Source organism: Denitraticella aggregata (assembly GCF_048158365.1).
Taxonomy (GTDB): domain Bacteria; phylum Pseudomonadota; class Gammaproteobacteria; order Burkholderiales; family Rhodocyclaceae; genus Azoarcus_F.
This window is the reverse complement of sequence record NZ_JBLLNL010000001.1, coordinates 361,558-377,364: the sequence shown is the minus strand read 5'-3', so window position 1 is coordinate 377,364 and position 15,807 is coordinate 361,558. Positions and strand designations below refer to the sequence as shown.

Sequence of the window (15,807 nt, the reverse complement as noted above, 5' to 3'; positions counted from 1 at the left end):
GGTCACATACACCAAAAGCGCAAGCTCGGCGGTGCGCTATTCCTTGTACTCTTCGACCCGAATGCCGCGCATCTGGTAGCCGGCCGAGCCCAGTTCGGAGTTGAAGCGTGCGACGGTCAGGACGCCGCTCACCCAGACCGGCACCATGTTCCAGGCGGCCGGAATCTCGCTGTCCGGCATGACATGGATGAGCTGGTTGGCCGGCGGCGGCGGCACGTGGATGCACGCGCCGAAATACGGCACCAACAGGAACTCATGGATGTTCTGGCCGTCGCTCTCCAGCGGCACCACGAAGCCCGGAATGCGGATGCGCCTGCCGTCGAAGCGGTCCACGACCGGGGCGCTGTCCCACATCTCCCGGATCTTCTCCATGATCTCGACCGCCCGCGGGTCGTAGTCATCGAGGGCATCCATGTTCGCATCGTCGAACAGCCCCGCGAACAGGTCCTCCGGCAGCCAGTCGGGCGGAATCAGATCGTCCCAGCTGATCTCCTGGAACCCGTCGCTGGTCGCGCCATCGCCTGCGGCCAGCGTGTCACCGATCTGGAACGCCCCGTCCGCAGGAGGCGGCGCATCCTGCGCCGTAGCGGGCGTAATTACGCCTGCCAGGCAAACCAGCAAGCCGGCCATCAGCAAATTTTTTGTACGGTTCAAGCTCATTCATCCTCAGATTCTGATCGTCATGCCGTCGGCCAGCGAATAGCGGTAGGCACGAAACCCCGGCACCAGACTGGCCAGGAACGCCGCGATCATCACGCTCCCGAGCAGCACCCATTCTCCCGTTGCCGGCATGCCGGTGCTCAGCAACAGTCCATGCTGTGCGGCCAGCCACGGTCCGACCAGCAGCGACACGCCCTGCACCAGCGCGAGGCCGGCGATGCAGCCGATCAGGCTGATGACCAGACTCTCCAGTGCCAGCAACAGAAACACCTGCCGCGGGCTGGCCCCCATCGCCCTCAGGATCGCCAGTTCTCGCCGGCGCTCGCCCAGACTCGCCACCACGACCGCGACCAGTCCCGCCAGCCCGACCAGCACCACCACCGCCGATACCACCATCAGGGCGCGCTCGGCAACAGAAATCAGACTCCACAATTGCTGCAGGGTTGCACCCGGGAGAATCGCCAGCAGCGGCTCGTCCGGAAACGCATTCACGAAACGCTGCACCCGAAACACCGCCACCCGCGACTCGAGCCCGACCAGCGCGGCGGTCACCTCCCTGGGGGTCAGGTCGAAACGCTGCACATGCGCGGCGGGTATGGAGACGCCGGGCATGCGCGCCCCGCCCGCCCAATCGACGTGAATCGCCTCGATCGCCTCCAGACTCACGAGCACCGACCGGTCCACCGGCGTGCCGGTCCGCGCCAGAATGCCGACGATCGTGAATGGCTTGTCGTCATGCGTCGCGAAACTCACGTCGCCCGCACCATGACTGACGACGATGGACTGTCCGACCCGATAGCCGAGGCGAGCGGCCACCTCGGCGCCGACCACCGCGTCGAAGAGTCCTTCGAAGGCCGCACCGTCGGTGAAAGCAAGATTGCGGTCGCGCGCGTAACGATAATGCCTGAAGAAATCCGTGCTCGTACCCACCACGCGAAAACCGTGATGCGAGTCACCGAGCGAGATCGGCACCAGCCAATCGACCTGCGGGTGCGCCGCGATCTGCCGGATGCTGTCCCATGACACGTTGTTGGTCGGATCGCCGATATGGAAGACCGCATAGAGCAGCAGTTGCACCGGTCCGCTGCGGGCGCCGATGACCAGGTCGGTTCCGGAGAGCGTCTGCGCAAATCCTTCACGCGCGTCGTTGCGCAAGCGCTCTACCCCGAGCAGCATCGCGACCGCGAGGGCCACCGCGAGCGCGGTCAGGCCGACGGTCAGACGCCGGTTCCCAATGCTGCGCCAGGTCAGATGCCACAACGGGGTCATGCCGCACCCGCCGTCATGCGGTTGATCGCGCCCAGTTCGACCGTACGCGCGAATCGTTCGCCAAGCCTGTGGTCGTGGCTGACAAACAGCAGCGTCGTTCCGACGCCTTCGCATTCGCTCAACAACAGATCGAGAAAGGCCTGCTGCCGATCCGCATCCAGCGCGGAAGTCGGCTCGTCCGCAATGATCATGCCGGGCCGGCCGATCAACGCCCGCGCGGCCGCCACGCGCTGTTGCTGTCCGACCGACAGCTCCGCCGCCGAACGGACGAGCAATGCCCGATCGAGATCGAGCCGATCCGCCAGACGCAGGGCTTCGTCCCGTGGCGAGCTCTGCAGCCGTACCGCCCGCTCCGCCGAAAAGCGACAGGGCAACAGGATGTTGTCCAGGGCCGACAGATACGGAATCAGGTTGAACAACTGGAAGATGAAACCGATGTGCGCCGCGCGAAACCGGTCACGCGCAGCGGTGCTCATCGCGGCCAGATTCTGCCCCAGGACCCGGACCTGCCCCTGCTCCGGCGCGATCACACCGGCGACCAGCGACAGCAGCGTCGACTTGCCGCTGCCGCTCGCCCCGTGGAGGAAGACGCGTTCGCCCGTGCCGACACTGAAGGTCGGCACGTCCAGACACACGTCGGCGCCCCGCGCCCAGCGAAAACGGACGTCGGTCAATTCGACGGCCGGTGTGGGTACGTGCTCAGACATGAAGACGCTTCACCGGCCCTGCAGACGAAGCGACGGGGACGCGCGGTCGATGCGGACCGCGCTCTGCCCCTGCGGTGACGCGACTGCGGCACGAACGGTCTGCAGACGCGGAAACGCGTCGAACAGTCTCACATCGAGCCGGTCGAGTGAAGCCGGATTGGCGCATTCGAACTGATACACGACATACAGATCGGCATGGGCATCCGCCTCGTCGTGCCTGTGCTCGTCGTGATCGTGCTCGTCGTGATCGTGCTCGTCGTGATCGTGCTCGTCGTGATCGTGCTCGTCGTGATCGTCGTCGCCCTGCGGATAGGGCGACTCCAGCTGAACGTCGGCGAGTACACAGCCGGCGGCCGCAGGCAGCGTGAAGAGCGGCGTGAATTCCTGCAGACTGCGTTCGGCCTGCAGCAACGCCTCGCGTTGCTGATCGGTGCTCGGTGCGTGCTCGAACCCTACGATGCCGTCCAGCGGACTGTCGAATTCTATCAACAGCGTCGATGATTCGAGCGCGACCCGCAGTTCGGCCACGCCATGCTCATGCGCACCCTGCTGCGCCCCGACTGCCGTTGCGAAGGCCAGCGCCATACTGGCAATGACTGGCTTGAAGAACGCACCGGAGCCGCAGCCCAGCGACGGTAGATTCAAAGGTTTGGACATTGACGGGGGCCTCCAGGTGGGCGTTCAGGGTCGAGATTGGCATCGCATGCTGCGGTCGCTCCGAGCAATCGTCGATGCAATTCCGAGCGAATGCTACAATGTTGCATTCTCGAATACAAATCCGCCGCAGAACCACGGTTCGAAATCCAGACGTGCCCTTCGACCCCGGATCGGGCTGTCCCAACAGCGCAGCCGGCCTCGCAGGCGACCCTGAAGCATTCGCCCACAATCATGACGACCACCAAGATCTCACCCGCCCAGGCGCATCCTCATCACCACCCGGCGCACGGCGGCCTGCCGGACGTCGCATATTCGGTGTTGACCGGCGGCGCATCCTGGCGACTGGCGATCGCGGCGGCGGTATCGCTGCTGTTATGGCTGATCGTCGGTTGGGCGCTGGCATGAGACGGGACATGCCGCCGGCTGCGATACGGTTCAGCAACCTGACCCTCGGATACGACCGTCATCCGGCCGTCCATCACCTCGACGGCACGATCGCGCGCGGCTCGCTGGTCGCGGTCGCCGGCCCGAACGGTGCCGGAAAATCCACGCTTCTGAAGGCCCTGACCGGCGAGATCCGGCCGCTGCAGGGCGGCTTCGAACTGGGCATCGCGCAGGCGCGCGTCGCGTATCTGCCCCAGCGCAGCGAGCTGGATATCAGTTTTCCGGTGAGCGTGTTCGACATGGTCGCAATGGGACTGTGGCGGAGCATCGGCGGCTTCGGTGGGCTCGCCCGCAGCGAACGCAACCGGGTGCGCGAGACCTTGCACCAGGTCGGTCTGCACGGACTGGAACAACGACCGATCGGCACATTGTCCGGCGGGCAATTGCAACGGGCCCGGTTCGCGCGGCTGATGCTGCAGGACTGCGACCTGCTGCTGCTGGACGAGCCCTTCAACGCGATCGACAGCCGCACCACCGACGACCTGATCGCGCTGATCCTGGATTGGCATGCTCAGGGCCGGACGATTCTCGCGGTCCTGCACGATCTCGAACGAATCCGCCGCTATTTTCCGGAATGCCTGCTGCTTGCGCGCGAGGTGATTGCCTGTGGTCCGACGGCTGAAGTCCTGACCGCGGACAGACTGACCCGGGCCCGCACGCTCGCGGAGTGGGTCGATGAGGATGCGCCGGTCTGTCATCGCCATCCTGAACAGGAGGCGATGTGATGATGGAGGGGCTGATCGGCCCCTTTTTCGAGTTCGAGTTCATGCGTCGCGCGCTGGCGGGTTGCCTGGCGCTCGCGCTCGGGGCGACACCGATCGGTCTTTTCCTGCTGCTGCGGCGGATGAGCCTGATGGGCGATGCGATGTCGCACGCGATCCTGCCCGGGGCCGCACTCGGCTATCTGGCCTTCGGCCTGTCGCTGGGCGCCATGACGATCGGCGGACTGATCGCCGGCGTGGTGGTCGCGATGGCGGCCGGCCTGGTGGCGCGCTCGTCGGTGCTGAAGGAAGATGCGAGCCTGGCCGCCTTCTATATGATGTCGCTCGCGGCCGGGGTGCTCATCGTCTCCCTGCGCGGCCGCAATCTCGACCTGCTGCATGTGCTGTTCGGTTCGGTGCTGGGACTGGACGACGCATCGCTGCTGTTGATCGCGGCGATCACGACCGTCACCGTGTTCGCGCTGGCGCTGATCTACCGCCCACTGGTCGTGGAATGCTTCGACCCGTCGTTCCTGCGCGGCGTGAGCCGTCTCAGCCCGGTCGCGCATTACGGCTTTCTGGTTCTGGTGGTCCTGAATCTGGTCAGCGGCTTCCATGCGCTCGGCACACTGATGGCAGTCGGCATCATGATTCTGCCGGCCGCTGCCGCCCGCCTGTGGGCACGCCGCCTGGGCACGATGCTGGCGCTGGCGGTCGTGATCGCATTCGGGAGCGGTCTGATCGGCCTGCTCGCCTCATTTCACGCCGACGTACCGGCCGGCCCGGCGATCGTGTTCTCGGCCGGCCTGTTCTATCTGATCTCGCTCGCGCTCGCACCCGGCGGTCTGTTTGGCGCCCGGCTCCACCGTCGCCCGCATCTGGAAGCCTAGGAGGCTGTCGGACTTGAGCGATCGTCACGAGCCGGGTGGGAAAGCGAGGACAGATCTGGTCGATTTTGAGGCGCATAGTGGTTCTATGCAACGAAAAATCGGGCAGATATGGACCGCTTCTCCCACCGGCGCAGTAGATCAGCCTCAAGTCCGACAGCCTCCTAGACACCCACTACGTCGAAGTCATGATCAAAATACCCCCCCTGTTCAAAACCTTTCTGCTGATCCTCGCGCTCGGCCTCAACGCGACCACGCTGTCGGCACGTTCCGAGCCACTGACCGTGGTCACCAGTTTCAGCATTCTGGGTGATCTCGCGCGGCAGATCGGCGGTGACGACATTCGGGTCATCAGTCTGATCGGCCCGGACGAGGATGCCCATGGCTACCAGCCGAGGCCCTCCGATTCACGCCTGATCGGTGAGGCAGGCCTCGTGATCGTGAATGGGCTGGGGTTCGATACCTGGCTCGAGCGAGTGGCGAGCTCGACCGGACGGTCCGGTCGCGTCGTTATCGTCAGCGAGGGCATCGACGCGATCGAGAATGCCTACGGACAGGCACACGCGGGACATGACCATGGGCCCGGCGATCCGCACGCCTGGCAGGACGTCGCGAATGCGCGCGTGTATGCGCGCAACATCGCCCGCGCGTTCGCTCAAGCGGATCCGTCCAGGGCCGACGTCTACCGCCGCCGCGCCGAGGCCTACGACCAGGCACTCGCGGCGCTCGATGCCGAGATCCGCAGCACGCTGTCAGTGCTTCCGGCGTCGAGGCGCAAGCTGGTGACGTCGCACGATGCATTCGCGTATTTCGGACGAGCCTATGGAATCGTCGTGATCGCGGCTGCAGGAATAAGCCATGAATCCGAACCCTCGGCGGCCGGCATCGCGCGGCTGATCCGGCAACTCCGGCGGGAGAAAGCACCGGTCGTTTTCGTCGAGAACATCAGCGACCCGCGGCTGATCGAACGCATCGCACGCGAGGGCAGCGCAGGTCTCGGCGGAAAGCTCTACTCGGACGCACTGTCCGGACCGGACGGTCCGGCCGGAACCTACATCGCCATGATGCGGTTCAACCTTGCGCAGTTGATGGACGGTCTGATGTCGGAAGCGGCGCTGGAAGAGGACGAATCGGGTCCATGACGTGCGGCAACGAATCGACCGGTAGCACATGACCGGACATCAGAAGAAGATCGTGTGCAGCATCTTCGCACACAGCAGCATCAGCACGCAGGCGAAAACGCGTTTCAGTGTCGCCACCGGCAAGCTGTGCGCGAGGCCCGCACCCACCGGCACCGTAAAAATGCTCGCCAGACTCACGAACACGAGTGCCGGCAGGTAGATGAAACCGAAGCTGAATGACGGCATGCCGGTCGCACTCCAGCCATTGGCCAGGTAGCCAATGGTGCCGGCCAGCGCGATCGGCAAGCCGATCGCGGCGGACGTGCCGATCGCCTGATGGACCTTCACGTTGCACCAGGTCATGAACGGAACCGACAGCGATCCGCCACCGATCGCGACCAGCGCCGATACGATGCCGATGCCGCCACCGACGGCGCTGATCCCCACCGGGCCCGGGAGGTTTCTCGACGGCTTCGGTTTGACGTTGGCCAGCATCTGAATCGACATCAAGGCCATGAAGCCGGCAAAGAAGATCGCCAGCGGCTCCGACGGCACGCGGGATGCGATGAAGGTCGCCGCGAAGGTGCCGACGACCACGCCCGGGGTGATCGCCCTGACGATGTCCCAGCGCACCGCCTTGTGGCGATGATGCGCCCGCAAACTGGCGATCGACGTCATCACGATCGCGGCCATCGACGTACCGAGTGCGAGATGGACGACCTTGTCCATCGGAAATCCCTGTGCGACGAACAGCGTCGCCAGCACCGGCACCATCATCCCGCCGCCACCGACACCGAGCAGACCCGAAAAGAACCCGATGAACGCGCCCAGCGCGAGATAGCTCATCCACCAAAGATCGAACGCCATACGATCGAGTGTCCATCCACGGAACCGCCACGGTTCACGAACGCGCGCAAAAAATTAAGGCGCGGACTCGTCCGCGCCTTGAATGTGGGCTCATCGGCCCGATTTGGCCCCCCGCCTGTGCCGCCTCCGCCGGGCATCCTGAACCGGTGGTTCAGGGTGGTCGCGTCCCGTCCGTATCAGGCTCACCCGGCGAGGGGCGTGCACACCAACGGTTTCATTGGTCGGCAACCATGTCTCTCGACATTGGTTCAAGGAATCTACGGCTTCGACGTACACTGCAGGGGATTGATACTTGCCCACCTTGCCACCCACCCTCGGAAGCTGTCAGAACAGCTTTTCCTGCTGGGCGAGTACCCCGTCAAGGCGTGCATTCATGAAATCGATTCTACGCTTCAAGGCCGGCATGTCAAACCCGCCGGAACGCTGGAATGCCAGAAACTCGTGCGTGACGTTCAGTGCAGTCATGATCGCGAGTTTCTCGCCGGACGCGTTAGTCTTGACGGCGGCATCGCGCAGTTTCTGGTCCAGATACGCGACCGCCTCGAGCAGCGCATCGCGTTCCTCCGGCTTGCATGCCACCCGGTACTCGCGGCCCAGCAGCTTGATGTCGAGCATGTCGTTGTGCATGTCAGGCTTCCGGCATACGGTCGAGCAGGGACTCGAGTTTCTCGGTAGCGAAACCGAGCTTCTCCTTCAGCCTGCGGTTGTCGAGTTCGAGCGCCGCGAGACGCTCGCGCAGCCCACGCATCTCGACCTTGCGAGACTCGTAGAGCCCGATCAGCTGCTCGAGCCGGTTTTCGAGATTGGCGAGTTCAGTATCCATGCGAGCATAGTAGAGGGGGCCCGCCAGGGCGGTCAACAAAGGCGGCGAGCGCACCCGAATCGATCAACGTTGCACCTGCGTGACGTCACGTACCGCACCGGTGTCGGCACTGGTGGTCAGAGCCGCATAGGCCTGCAGCGCAGCCGACACGACGCGCTCACGGTCGGTCGGTTTCCAGGCCTTGTCGCCGCGCGCATCCATCGCCGCACGCCGCTGGGCGAGCACCTCATCGGATACGGCGAGATGGATGCGACGGGTGGGAATGTCGATCTCGATCGTATCGCCCTCTTCCACCAGACCGATTGCGCCCCCACAGGCCGCTTCGGGCGAGGCATGCCCGATGGACAGGCCGGACGTCGCCCCCGAGAAGCGCCCGTCGGTCAGCAGGGCACAGACCTTGCCCAGGCCCTTGGACTTGAGGTAGCTGGTCGGGTAGAGCATCTCCTGCATGCCCGGCCCGCCCTTCGGCCCTTCGTAACGGATGATCACGACGTCACCGGCCACGACCTCGTCGGCCAGAATCGCCTTCACCGCCGCCTCTTGGCTCTCGAACACCCGCGCCCGCCCGGAGAAGGTCCAGATCGATTCATCCACGCCGGCCGTCTTCACGATGCAGCCGTTCTCCGCGATGTTGCCGTAAAGCACCGCGAGTCCGCCGTCCTGGCTGAACGCATTGGCACGATCACGGATCACGCCCGTGGTGCGATCCGTGTCGAGTTCGTTCCAGCGTCGATCCTGCGAGAAGGGTTGTTGCGTCGGAACGCCGCCCGGCGCGGCGCGGTAGAACTCGAACACAGCCTTGTCGTCCGCCTGCATCACGTCCCAGCGACGCAATGCGTCGCCCATGGTGCTCGCATGCACGGTCGACACTTCCCGATGCAGCAGGCCGGCTCGGTCGAGTTCGCCGAGAATTCCCATGATGCCGCCGGCCCGGTGCACATCCTCGATATGGACGTTGGCGACCGCCGGCGCGACCTTGCACAGGCAGGGCACCTTGCGCGAGATGCGGTCGATGTCCTTCATCGTGAAATCGACCTCGCCCTCGCGCGCAGCTGCGAGCAGGTGCAGCACGGTGTTGGTCGATCCGCCCATCGACACATCCAGCGTGATCGCATTCTCGAAAGCCTTGAAGTTGGCGATCGAACGCGGAAGCACGGAGGCGTCGTCGTGCTCGTAATACCGCCGTGCCATGTCGACGATCGTGCGCCCGGCGCGCAGGAACAACTGCTCGCGGTCCGCGTGCGTCGCGAGCACGGTGCCGTTACCCGGCAGCGACAGGCCAAGTGCCTCGGTCAGGCAGTTCATCGAGTTGGCGGTGAACATGCCGGAGCACGACCCGCAGGTCGGACAGGCGGAGCGTTCGATCTCGGCCACTTCCTCGTCCGAGCAGGCGCTGTCGGCGGCCTTGACCATCGCGTCGACCAGGTCGATCGCGATCACCTTGTTCTCCCACTTCACCTTGCCGGCCTCCATCGGACCGCCCGACACGAAGATCGCCGGAATGTTCAGGCGCAGCGCGGCCATCAGCATGCCCGGCGTGATCTTGTCGCAGTTGGAGATGCACACCAGTGCATCGGCGGTGTGAGCATTGACCATGTACTCGACGCTGTCGGCGATCAACTCGCGCGACGGCAGGGAATACAGCATGCCGCCATGCCCCATCGCGATGCCGTCGTCGACCGCGATGGTGCTGAACTCCTTGGCGACCCCGCCCGCGGCCTCGATCTCGCGCGCGACCATCTGACCGAGATCCTTGAGGTGCACGTGGCCGGGCACGAACTGCGTGAAGCTGTTGGCGATCGCGATGATCGGCTTTTCGAAGTCGCCGTCCTTCATGCCTGTGGCGCGCCACAGGGCGCGGGCCCCGGCCATGTTGCGACCGGCGGTTGACGTGCGGGATCGATATTGGGGCATGTTGACCTCGATTCTTCGGGATGCGGAAATCTGCTTGCGGAGGCGGGAATTCTAACCGGACTCGGCTATCATCGGCAGGTGATGCTCAGTATAAGCGGGCCAACCAGCGCCCGCACACCCAGAGAATTCATGACCGAAACCACTGAACAGGGCGACCGCAACACCGAGGGCGGATTCGACCTCCGCCCGGACGAGATCCGGGTCCTCGGCGTACTCATCGAGAAGGGCTTCGTCACGCCGGACAACTATCCGATGTCGATCAATGCGATCCAGACCGGCTGCAACCAGCTCACCGGACGCGACCCGGTCATGAACCTGACGGAGGCCGACGTCCAGGATGCGATAGACAGCCTGATCGCGCGCAGGCTCGTGTCGCGTCGCGACTCGGCCAGTGCACGGGTCCCGAAATACGAGCACCTGGTCCGGTTGCGCCATTCGCTGCCACCGGCCGAACAGGCGGTGCTGACGACGCTTCTGCTTCGCGGCCCCCAGACGGCCGGCGAAATCCGGCAGCGCAGCGAGCGCATGCACGCGTTCGCGGACATCGCGGCGGTCGAGACGGCGCTCGAACACCTGTGCGACAAGTACCCCCCCATGGCCGCACCGCTGCCGCGGGCACCGGGTACGAAGGAGACCCGCTACGCCCACCTGCTCGGCGGCGAGGCACAGTTCGAGGCCCTTGCCGAAGCGGCCGCCAGCGGCGCAACGCCGCCCGCGGCCGGGTCACGCGGACGCAATGCCGAAATCGAAGAAGAGCTCAGACGCCTGCGCGAGGATATCGACCGCCTGCGCGGTGAGTTCGACAGGTTTCGCACCCAGTTCGAGTAATCACACAATAGCGCCCGAAGATCGTCCATGCTGACCCATCCCCAGTTCGACCCGGTTGCAGTCTCCCTCGGTCCGATTTCGATCCACTGGTACGGTCTGATGTACATGGCCGCCTTCGTACTTTTCGTGGTGCTCGGGCGTCTTCACGCCCGGCGCAGACCCGAACTGGGCTGGGATGCGAAAGCGATCGACGACCTGTTGCTGTATGGCGTACTCGGCGTGGTCGTGGGCGGGCGCCTCGGCGAGGTCATCTTCTTTCAGCCGGCCTACTATCTTGCCAATCCGCTCGAGATTGTCGCGATCTGGAAGGGCGGAATGAGCTTTCACGGCGGTTTCCTGGGTGTCCTGGTTGCGATGTGGCTGTATGGCCGCAAGCACGGCAGGGGGTTCTGGGCGGTCACCGACTTCATCGCACCACTGGTACCGACCGGCCTTGCGGCCGGTCGCATCGGCAATTTCATCAACGGAGAACTGTGGGGACGCCCGGTGAGCATGGATCTGCCTTGGGCGATGGTGTTCCCATGGGTGGATGGGATTCCGCGCCATCCGTCACAGCTCTATCAGGCCGCGGGCGAGGGCCTGGTGCTGTTCCTGATCCTGTGGCTCTACGCCGCCCGACCGCGGCCGGTCGGTGCGGTATCGGCGGCATTTCTGGTCGGCTACGGCGTGCTGCGTTTCGGCGCCGAATTCTTCCGCACTCCGGATCCGGGCATATTCGGTACGCTCACGCTCGGGCTGTCGACCGCACAATGGCTGTGCGTCCCGATGGTCGTCGTGGGCGTCTGGATGCTCGGCCGCCTGCCCAAATCCTGAGCGCGCAACCGGCCGAGCTGCGCCTCAAGATCGGTCGATCATACCGGCCAGCGCGAATGGAAGATCGGCCTCGGTCGTAATGACATTCGCGCCGAGCGCACGGGCAGCGCGCGCGGGCATCGAATCGAGCGAAGGTACGACCGAGATGATCCGCAACTCTGGCGCGACCCGTTTCAGCATGCCGATCAGCCGTGCCGGCTCGCTCACGGCAAGACGGGTGTCGAGCACCGCGACGTCGGGTCTGACCCTGAAATACAGGCGTATCGCGGCACTCTCGCTCTCCGCCCGACCGACCAGCTGGATCTGCGGCGCGATCCGCTCGAGCGCACTGTCGATCCAGTTGCACAGCCCCTCCGGAGCGGCGATGATCACCCGCAGTGAGCGATCGACGGTCTTATTCCTGATCGGATGTTCGGACAACAGGCCCATTTGGCATAACCTCTTCAGATACAGCGGAATCATGCATCAACGACCCGGGAAATGACATAGGGGAATATACGAAGTCGTGAAATCCTGCCGCGGCCCGACGGCTTTCAGATGTCGAGCGAGACCAGCCCGCAGCGGATTGCATGGCGCGTGAGACCGGCGACATCGAATATTCCGAGCCGCTGCATCAGTTGTGCGCGATGGGTCTCCACCGTCTTCACGCTGATGTGCAGGCGCTCGGCGATCTCGCGGGTGGAACCGCCTTCGGCGATCAGTTGCAGGATCTCGCGTTGGCGACTGGTCAGCAACACGTTGCGGTCGCCGGGTTCGCCCGCCGGGGTTTTCGCCGCGCGGTCGAACAATGCCGGCGACAACGGTGGCGACAGGTAGCGTCCGCCCCGGGCCACGCGACGCATCGCCGCCTCCAGGGCTTCGGGTGCCGCATCCTTGATCACGTAGGCGGACGCGCCCGCCCGCAGCGCCTCGATGACATAGTGATCGGCCGAATGCATGGACAGCACCAGCACGGCGCAGTCCGGAACAGCCTTGACGATGCGCGCGGTCGCATCCAGACCGTTCAGCCCCGGCATCGTGACGTCGATGACCACGATCGCGGGACTGGCAGACCGGACCAGCCGCAGCGCGTCGCGACCGTCGGCCGCCTCGCCGACCACTTCGAATCCGTCGAAGCCCTCGATCAGTGCGCGCAGGCCACGTCGCACCAGGGCGTGATCATCGACCAGCAGCACCCGCACGGTCATGACTGCACGTCCTCCCCTCCCGCCCGTGATTTGACCGCCAGGGGCAGGCGTACTGCGATGCGCACCCCCGTTCCCGGTTCGGACGACAGCGCGAAGGCTCCTCCGAGCAAGGCCACGCGCTCGCGCATCGCAATCAATCCGTAACCCTCGCGTGCGGCCCGCGTTGTCGCCCGGTTGACATCGAAGCCTCGTCCGGTATCGCTCACTTCGATGTGGAACGCCCCATTATCGACCCGCAACCCGACCGTCACCTGATCCGCCCCTCCATGCTGCAGTGCGTTGCTGACCGCCTCCTGCACCACGCGGAACGCGGTGATCTCCACCGGTTCGTCCAGCCGCCCGAGCGATTCGGCGCCCTCCAGCAGGATGCACACGCCGGCGCGCTCCTCCTGTCGCCGGCAATACCAGTCCAGGGCCGCACCGAGCCCCATGTCGTCGAGCATCGGCGGGCGCAGATCGAGAACACGTGCTCGAACACGATCCAGCGTCTGATCGAGGATGGCCACGCAATCGGCAAGCCGGAGCGACTGAGCCTCTGCATCCCGGGCTGCGCCGATCGCATGCAGATTGAACCTGATCGCAGTCAGCTGCTGGCCGATCTCGTCGTGCAGCTCGCGCGCAAGACGGCTGCGCTCCTGCTCCTGCACTGCCAGCAGGCGCGCCGACAGTTCGGACAGCCGGCGCATCGCCTCCACCTGCGCGGTGATGTCCAGATAGGTGCCCACCACTCTGGCCGGCCCGCCCCGCGCATCGCGCTCGACGACCTGGCCGACCGAACGGAACCAGCGATACTCGCCGCTGCGGGTTCGCATCCGGAACTCGCTCAAATAGTCCTGCTGCGCCCCGTCGAGATACGCGCGAAAGCGGGCCCGCACGGCATGCCTGTCATCAGGATGCAGGCGTTCCACGAAAGCCGACCGGGTCTCGCAGAACCCGGCCGGTTCGTAACCGAGCAGCAACGCCACTTCGTCATTGCTGCCCACACTTTCGTGTCCGGGCCGGTAATCCCACAAGCCCAGTCCGGTCGCATGCATCGCCAGACGCAAGCGCGTCTCGCTCGCGACCAGCGCCTGCTCCGCATCGTCGAGCTGCCGGTGTTGCTCTGCCGCCAGGGCCGCGACCCCGCGGCCGATCACTTCCCGGGCCGCCAGCGCAAACCCTGCGGACAACAACAGCATCGCGCCGACCGAGCCCACCATGCCGACCGAACCACCCGACGCAGGCGACCACCACTCGAACAGCCCGAGTACGATGAACACCAGCGCGCCCAGCGCGACCGCCAGCATTCGCAGCAGATTTCGTTCATCCATGATTCGAACCCCGCACTCGGACATCGATCGGCACATCCGAGCGCATGATACCGGGCGCGCAACTTACGCAATCGATTCCGGTCTGGCATGATCATCGGCCAAGCGGATTCACCCGCTTCGTTTGCAGGAAGATCGATCATGCCCAACGGACTCGTAGCGCGCAGTCTCTCCAAGGTGCGTGAGATCGTCGCCAGCGCGACAGGTCTGGGCGCCGAGACCCCGGAAAAGACACTTGCACGGATTCGACAGCAGTTGCAGGAGTGCGCGGAGAGCCTGGGTGGAGAAGTGTCGACCCGCCAGCGCGCCGCCCGACTGGCGCACAGTTATCTCGAACTGGATGACGACGGACGACGGGCCTTTCTGCGGATGATCGCGCTCGAGTTCGGTCCGGACCCGGTCCGCATCGCGCAGGCGCATGAACAGTATCAGGCCTCGATCGGCACTGCCGGGCAGTGGGATGCGGAAGCCGGGCTGCGCGCCGCGATGCGATCCTCGCGTATCCGCATACTGACACAGTTCAACGCGATCCCGCAGGGCGTCAAGTTCCTGGTCGACCTGCGGGCGGATCTGATCCGATATCTTCGCGACGACGCTGACCTCAAGGCGCTCGACAGGGAGCTCGAGGCCCGCCTGTCGGCCTGGTTCGATGTCGGTTTCCTCGAACTGTCGCGTCTCACGTGGAATTCGTCCGCGGCGCTGCTCGAGAAGATCGTCCAATACGAGGCGGTGCATGAAATCGCGTCCTGGGGGGACCTGAAGAACCGGCTGGATTCGGACAGGCGCTGCTACGCTTTCTTCCACCCGCGCATGCCAATGGAGCCGCTGATCTTCGTCGAGGTCGCGCTTCTCGAGGATCTCGCCGACAACGTCCAGAAACTGCTCGACGAGAGCGCACCGGTCTTGGACACCGCCGGGGCGACCACCGCGATCTTCTATTCGATCAGCAACACCCAGCCTGGCTTGCGCGGCGTGTCCTTCGGCAACTTCCTGCTCAAACGGGTCGTCGACGACCTGAAGCGGGACTTTCCGCACCTGAAGACCTTCGCGACGCTGTCGCCGATTCCCGGTCTGTCGCGCTGGGCGGGCGCGCATGCCGACCAGGTCACCGCAGGATTCACGTCAGCCGACTGGAAACGGCTGTCCGAAGCGGGTGTGGACGGTCCGCACTCACCCATCCTGCAAGAGGTACTCGCGGGCACACTGCCACCCGACCGGGACGATGCGCTCGCCCGCGCGTTACGCGAACCCCTGCTCCGGACCGCTGCACATTATCTTCTGAGCGCACGCTCGGGCGAGCAACCGGCCGATCCGGTGGCGCGATTTCACCTTGGCAATGGCGCGCGCATCGAGCGCCTGCACTGGCTGGCCGACGGATCGGAAAAGGGTCTCGGCCAGTCCTGGGGGATCATGGTCAACTATCTGTACGATCCGGACCGGATCGAGGACAACGTCGAATCCTTTGCGCGCAGCGGCGCCGTCGATGCGGCCGCGTCGGTCCGAAAGCTGGCCGCTCGCTGACCCGGCGCGACCAGCGGCACACCCGGCCCGCCCCGCGGTACGGTCGCGTGCGGCGCCTTATGTCGATTTGATGTAACCTGTGCCCAAAACGGGCAAAGCCC

General features: G+C 65.0%; 18 protein-coding genes and 1 other RNA gene. 7 read left to right on the top strand and 12 right to left on the bottom strand.

Translation table 11 applies throughout. The annotated features are described in order from the left end of the window. Positions 1-36: 36 nt before the first annotated feature. The 4 genes from ACKVEX_RS01815 to ACKVEX_RS01800 are packed head-to-tail and all read right to left on the bottom strand — an operon-like array spanning position 37 to position 3,293. Positions 37-660 (bottom strand): DUF3299 domain-containing protein, encoded by a 624-nt coding sequence (locus ACKVEX_RS01815; protein WP_473213969.1) that lies wholly within the window; start codon positions 658-660, stop codon positions 37-39. A 6-nt stretch (positions 661-666) separates the two neighbouring features. Then, positions 667-1,929: an ABC transporter permease gene (locus tag ACKVEX_RS01810; protein WP_473213968.1), complete on the bottom strand. Its 1,263-nt coding sequence runs from the start codon at positions 1,927-1,929 to the stop codon at positions 667-669. After that, entirely contained in the window at positions 1,926-2,636 is a 711-nt protein-coding gene (locus ACKVEX_RS01805; RefSeq protein WP_473213967.1) for an ABC transporter ATP-binding protein, read from the bottom strand. Before ACKVEX_RS01805 ends, ACKVEX_RS01810 begins: the two co-directional genes overlap by 4 nt. Positions 2,637-2,645: 9 nt before the next feature. Further along, a complete protein-coding gene (locus tag ACKVEX_RS01800) occupies positions 2,646-3,293 on the bottom strand; it encodes a DUF2796 domain-containing protein (RefSeq protein WP_473213966.1) in 648 nt (215 codons plus the stop codon). A 231-nt stretch (positions 3,294-3,524) separates the two neighbouring features. Here ACKVEX_RS01800 and ACKVEX_RS01795 point away from each other — a divergent pair, with 231 nt between their 5' ends. From ACKVEX_RS01795 to ACKVEX_RS01780, 4 genes are all read left to right on the top strand, one after another. After that, positions 3,525-3,698 (top strand): hypothetical protein, encoded by a 174-nt coding sequence (locus ACKVEX_RS01795; protein WP_473213965.1) that lies wholly within the window; start codon positions 3,525-3,527, stop codon positions 3,696-3,698. Between the two features lie 8 nt (positions 3,699-3,706). Beyond that, positions 3,707-4,462: a metal ABC transporter ATP-binding protein gene (locus tag ACKVEX_RS01790; protein WP_473213964.1), complete on the top strand. Its 756-nt coding sequence runs from the start codon at positions 3,707-3,709 to the stop codon at positions 4,460-4,462. Beyond that, positions 4,462-5,328 (top strand): metal ABC transporter permease, encoded by an 867-nt coding sequence (locus ACKVEX_RS01785; protein WP_473213963.1) that lies wholly within the window; start codon positions 4,462-4,464, stop codon positions 5,326-5,328. The genes ACKVEX_RS01790 and ACKVEX_RS01785 overlap by 1 nt, the downstream gene beginning before the upstream one ends. A gap of 185 nt (positions 5,329-5,513) precedes the next feature. Next, positions 5,514-6,467 carry a metal ABC transporter substrate-binding protein gene (locus ACKVEX_RS01780; RefSeq protein ID WP_473213962.1) on the top strand — a complete coding sequence of 318 codons (954 nt, stop codon included), beginning with the start codon at positions 5,514-5,516 and terminating at the stop codon, positions 6,465-6,467. Positions 6,468-6,506: 39 nt separating this feature from the next. Here ACKVEX_RS01780 and ACKVEX_RS01775 read toward each other — a convergent pair whose 3' ends face one another. From ACKVEX_RS01775 to ilvD, 5 genes are all read right to left on the bottom strand, one after another. Next, positions 6,507-7,313: a sulfite exporter TauE/SafE family protein gene (locus ACKVEX_RS01775; protein ID WP_473213961.1), complete on the bottom strand. Its 807-nt coding sequence runs from the start codon at positions 7,311-7,313 to the stop codon at positions 6,507-6,509. 104 nt (positions 7,314-7,417) lie between these two features. Then, positions 7,418-7,600, bottom strand: a non-coding RNA gene (ssrS, locus tag ACKVEX_RS01770) — 6S RNA. Between the two features lie 37 nt (positions 7,601-7,637). Beyond that, positions 7,638-7,940: a cell division protein ZapA gene (locus tag ACKVEX_RS01765; protein ID WP_473213960.1), complete on the bottom strand. Its 303-nt coding sequence runs from the start codon at positions 7,938-7,940 to the stop codon at positions 7,638-7,640. 1 nt (position 7,941) lies between these two features. Next, positions 7,942-8,136 carry a hypothetical protein gene (locus ACKVEX_RS01760; RefSeq protein WP_473213959.1) on the bottom strand — a complete coding sequence of 65 codons (195 nt, stop codon included), beginning with the start codon at positions 8,134-8,136 and terminating at the stop codon, positions 7,942-7,944. Between the two features lie 63 nt (positions 8,137-8,199). After that, positions 8,200-10,050: a dihydroxy-acid dehydratase gene (gene ilvD / locus ACKVEX_RS01755; protein WP_473213958.1), complete on the bottom strand. Its 1,851-nt coding sequence runs from the start codon at positions 10,048-10,050 to the stop codon at positions 8,200-8,202. A 129-nt stretch (positions 10,051-10,179) separates the two neighbouring features. Between ilvD and ACKVEX_RS01750 the strand changes: the two genes are divergently transcribed. Further along, a complete protein-coding gene (locus tag ACKVEX_RS01750; protein WP_473213957.1) occupies positions 10,180-10,878 on the top strand; it encodes a YceH family protein in 699 nt (232 codons plus the stop codon). Between the two features lie 27 nt (positions 10,879-10,905). Beyond that, positions 10,906-11,691, top strand: coding sequence for a prolipoprotein diacylglyceryl transferase (gene lgt, locus ACKVEX_RS01745; protein ID WP_473213956.1), 786 nt, complete (start codon positions 10,906-10,908; stop codon positions 11,689-11,691). A 24-nt stretch (positions 11,692-11,715) separates the two neighbouring features. Here the strand turns inward: lgt and ACKVEX_RS01740 are convergent, their stop codons facing one another. The 3 genes from ACKVEX_RS01740 to ACKVEX_RS01730 all read right to left on the bottom strand — a co-directional run bounded on the left by ACKVEX_RS01740 (position 11,716) and on the right by ACKVEX_RS01730 (position 14,188). Beyond that, on the bottom strand, positions 11,716-12,120 hold the full coding sequence (locus ACKVEX_RS01740; RefSeq protein WP_473213955.1) for a two-component system response regulator: 405 nt from the start codon (positions 12,118-12,120) through the stop codon (positions 11,716-11,718). A 104-nt stretch (positions 12,121-12,224) separates the two neighbouring features. Then, positions 12,225-12,878 carry a response regulator gene (locus tag ACKVEX_RS01735; RefSeq protein WP_473213954.1) on the bottom strand — a complete coding sequence of 218 codons (654 nt, stop codon included), beginning with the start codon at positions 12,876-12,878 and terminating at the stop codon, positions 12,225-12,227. Continuing rightward, positions 12,875-14,188, bottom strand: a complete 1,314-nt coding sequence (locus ACKVEX_RS01730) for a sensor histidine kinase (protein ID WP_473213953.1) — start codon at positions 14,186-14,188, stop codon at positions 12,875-12,877. Before ACKVEX_RS01730 ends, ACKVEX_RS01735 begins: the two co-directional genes overlap by 4 nt. Before the next feature lie 138 nt (positions 14,189-14,326). Here ACKVEX_RS01730 and ACKVEX_RS01725 point away from each other — a divergent pair, with 138 nt between their 5' ends. Next, the gene (locus ACKVEX_RS01725) at positions 14,327-15,706 is read left to right on the top strand and encodes a malonyl-CoA decarboxylase (RefSeq protein WP_473213952.1); all 1,380 of its coding nucleotides are present in this window, start codon (positions 14,327-14,329) and stop codon (positions 15,704-15,706) included. Positions 15,707-15,807 lie beyond the last annotated feature (101 nt).

What these genes read in the sequence shown, in the direction of transcription:
- ACKVEX_RS01810 (WP_473213968.1), bottom strand. Translation starts at nt 1,929, where the DNA reads ATGACCCCGTTGTGGCATCTGACCTGGCGCAGCATTGGGAACCGGCGT.
- ACKVEX_RS01815 (WP_473213969.1), bottom strand. Translation starts at nt 660, where the DNA reads ATGAGCTTGAACCGTACAAAAAATTTGCTGATGGCCGGCTTGCTGGTT.
- ACKVEX_RS01800 (WP_473213966.1), bottom strand. Translation starts at nt 3,293, where the DNA reads ATGTCCAAACCTTTGAATCTACCGTCGCTGGGCTGCGGCTCCGGTGCG.
- ACKVEX_RS01805 (WP_473213967.1), bottom strand. Translation starts at nt 2,636, where the DNA reads ATGTCTGAGCACGTACCCACACCGGCCGTCGAATTGACCGACGTCCGT.
- ACKVEX_RS01785 (WP_473213963.1), top strand. Translation starts at nt 4,462, where the DNA reads ATGATGGAGGGGCTGATCGGCCCCTTTTTCGAGTTCGAGTTCATGCGT.
- ACKVEX_RS01795 (WP_473213965.1), top strand. Translation starts at nt 3,525, where the DNA reads ATGACGACCACCAAGATCTCACCCGCCCAGGCGCATCCTCATCACCAC.
- ACKVEX_RS01735 (WP_473213954.1), bottom strand. Translation starts at nt 12,878, where the DNA reads ATGACCGTGCGGGTGCTGCTGGTCGATGATCACGCCCTGGTGCGACGT.
- ACKVEX_RS01765 (WP_473213960.1), bottom strand. Translation starts at nt 7,940, where the DNA reads ATGCACAACGACATGCTCGACATCAAGCTGCTGGGCCGCGAGTACCGG.
- ACKVEX_RS01775 (WP_473213961.1), bottom strand. Translation starts at nt 7,313, where the DNA reads ATGGCGTTCGATCTTTGGTGGATGAGCTATCTCGCGCTGGGCGCGTTC.
- ACKVEX_RS01750 (WP_473213957.1), top strand. Translation starts at nt 10,180, where the DNA reads ATGACCGAAACCACTGAACAGGGCGACCGCAACACCGAGGGCGGATTC.
- lgt (WP_473213956.1), top strand. Translation starts at nt 10,906, where the DNA reads ATGCTGACCCATCCCCAGTTCGACCCGGTTGCAGTCTCCCTCGGTCCG.
- ilvD (WP_473213958.1), bottom strand. Translation starts at nt 10,050, where the DNA reads ATGCCCCAATATCGATCCCGCACGTCAACCGCCGGTCGCAACATGGCC.
- ACKVEX_RS01790 (WP_473213964.1), top strand. Translation starts at nt 3,707, where the DNA reads ATGCCGCCGGCTGCGATACGGTTCAGCAACCTGACCCTCGGATACGAC.
- ACKVEX_RS01780 (WP_473213962.1), top strand. Translation starts at nt 5,514, where the DNA reads ATGATCAAAATACCCCCCCTGTTCAAAACCTTTCTGCTGATCCTCGCG.
- ACKVEX_RS01740 (WP_473213955.1), bottom strand. Translation starts at nt 12,120, where the DNA reads ATGGGCCTGTTGTCCGAACATCCGATCAGGAATAAGACCGTCGATCGC.
- ACKVEX_RS01730 (WP_473213953.1), bottom strand. Translation starts at nt 14,188, where the DNA reads ATGGATGAACGAAATCTGCTGCGAATGCTGGCGGTCGCGCTGGGCGCG.
- ACKVEX_RS01760 (WP_473213959.1), bottom strand. Translation starts at nt 8,136, where the DNA reads ATGGATACTGAACTCGCCAATCTCGAAAACCGGCTCGAGCAGCTGATC.
- ACKVEX_RS01725 (WP_473213952.1), top strand. Translation starts at nt 14,327, where the DNA reads ATGCCCAACGGACTCGTAGCGCGCAGTCTCTCCAAGGTGCGTGAGATC.